We start from the raw sequence: 1,806 nt of genomic DNA, 5'->3' as shown, positions 1-1,806 counted from the left end.
TACTATGCCTTATTAAAATATCATCGAGATAAAATTCATAGGGATAGCTTAATCTCATAAAAACTATATATTTAATTTGTTTATCGTGAGGATATTTAGGCAGACTATCCTTCATAGTTATAATCTGTTGCAACATTTGCTTCTCTCCCCAATATAGTTTTGGTTCTTGCCTACAAGAAATACAAAATAACCCAATGACCAAAGAAAAAATATATATTCTCATTATTTTATTTTATTATCTTCGTATTGATCCGCCGTATAATATACAGATATAGAAGTTTCATAATTGTCAAATTTATGTATATATCTAATCATGAATACCATAATTTACCCTGTTTTTCACTTTAAATAACGCTAGCTTTTGCCCGGGTTTTTTTCGGTGGAAACGGAACTCTAAAGAAACTATATCTTTGGGATCTTTTCGGTTTACCAAACGGATTACCCCTTCGCGGTTTACCGGGTCTACCAAAGTCACCATTTTACCTTCGGCAAAGTATAAGAGCTGAGCTTCCTGAGGATAAGGAGCTATATCAAATTCTTCACTCATAATGACCGTGAGTAAATCCTTTATCCTGTTTTCTTTTTCTGCCTCGGAATAGTAATATACGGTTCCTAAAAGATCTTCTCTTTCTTGTATTAACTGACGAAAGGCCGCGGTGTCTTTTTTGGCTATAAGCTGACGTATGTCATCATAACGTTGTTGCATCTCCTTTTTTAGTTCTTCTTCATTCTGTTCTTTCAGATTTACAGAATGGCTCCAGCCTTCTACTTCATAGGGTACTTCTACCTCTATTTCGGTTTGTAGTTCGAAATAAGGAAAGCCTACAATTGGATTATAGGGTTTATCATTGGCATCATATTTTGTATCGGAAGTTTCTATAGTAAACATAGGATATTTATCTTCCCAATCTCCGGATTTTCTATAATATCCTTCCATTTGTAAATAAGAATGGTAATCAAATGAAGTTTCTCCATAACGAGGATAAATTCTACCTACTACTTTATATTTTCCGCTTTTTAAGATACAGGAATTAATAGGTATTTGGGCACTAAAACTATCATTTTCTTTTGTAATATATCCCCAAAATCCTCCAATAAAAGGAGGTATATCCCCTATATACAATTCCATCTGAACATGTGAGGGTACTATATAAATATTATAACTTTTATTTTTAATATTTGTATTGGATATAAAAGGAGTTGGAATAAATAGGTAGGGTTTTAGCGTATCATTCATAATTTCGGGTTGTTTAAATATAGTTATTTTTTTTATTTGATCGTTTTGCGGCAAACTTCTTTCTTTGTTTCCCTGCCCGCAGGAAAATAGAGAAGATACCAGAAGTAAGCAAAAAATAACTTTATGTATATGCCTGCTCATTAACACAATTGTTTTCCCTGTTTTTCACTTTAAATAACGCTAAGCTTTTGCCCGGGTTTTTTTCGGTGGAAACGGAACTCTAAAGAAACTATATCTTTGGGATCTTTTCGGTTTACCAAACGGATTACCCCTTCGCGGTTTACCGGGTCTACCAAAGTCACCATTTTACCTTCGGCAAAGTATAAGAGCTGAGCTTCCTGAGGATAAGGAGCTATATCAAATTCTTCACTCATAATGACCGTGAGTAAATCCTTTATCCTGTTTTCTTTTTCTGCCTCGGAATAGTAATATACGGTTCCTAAAAGATCTTCTCTTTCTTGTATTAACTGACGAAAGGCCGCGGTGTCTTTTTTGGCTATAAGCTGACGTATGTCATCATAACGTTGTTGCATCTCCTTTTTTAGTTCTTCTTCATTCTGTTCTTTCAG

3 protein-coding genes are annotated in these 1,806 nt (G+C 34.2%); all 3 read right to left on the bottom strand.

Annotation, left to right across the window (positions count from 1 at the left end):
* The coding region (locus tag C4S77_RS13155) for a hypothetical protein (protein WP_221405072.1) at positions 1-223 on the bottom strand (223 nt) is incomplete at its 3' end.
* Between the two features lie 84 nt (positions 224-307).
* Positions 308-1,378: a hypothetical protein gene (locus C4S77_RS02990; protein ID WP_105245976.1), complete on the bottom strand. Its 1,071-nt coding sequence runs from the start codon at positions 1,376-1,378 to the stop codon at positions 308-310.
* 29 nt (positions 1,379-1,407) lie between these two features.
* On the bottom strand, positions 1,408-1,806 hold a 399-nt coding region (locus tag C4S77_RS12920; RefSeq protein WP_221405071.1), incomplete at its 5' end, for a hypothetical protein.

The sequence above is a fragment of the Apibacter adventoris genome, assembly GCF_002964975.1.
In the GTDB taxonomy this organism is placed as follows: domain Bacteria; phylum Bacteroidota; class Bacteroidia; order Flavobacteriales; family Weeksellaceae; genus Apibacter; species Apibacter adventoris.
The sequence above is the reverse complement of the archived record's forward strand: the minus strand, read 5'-3'. Positions and strand labels throughout refer to the sequence as shown.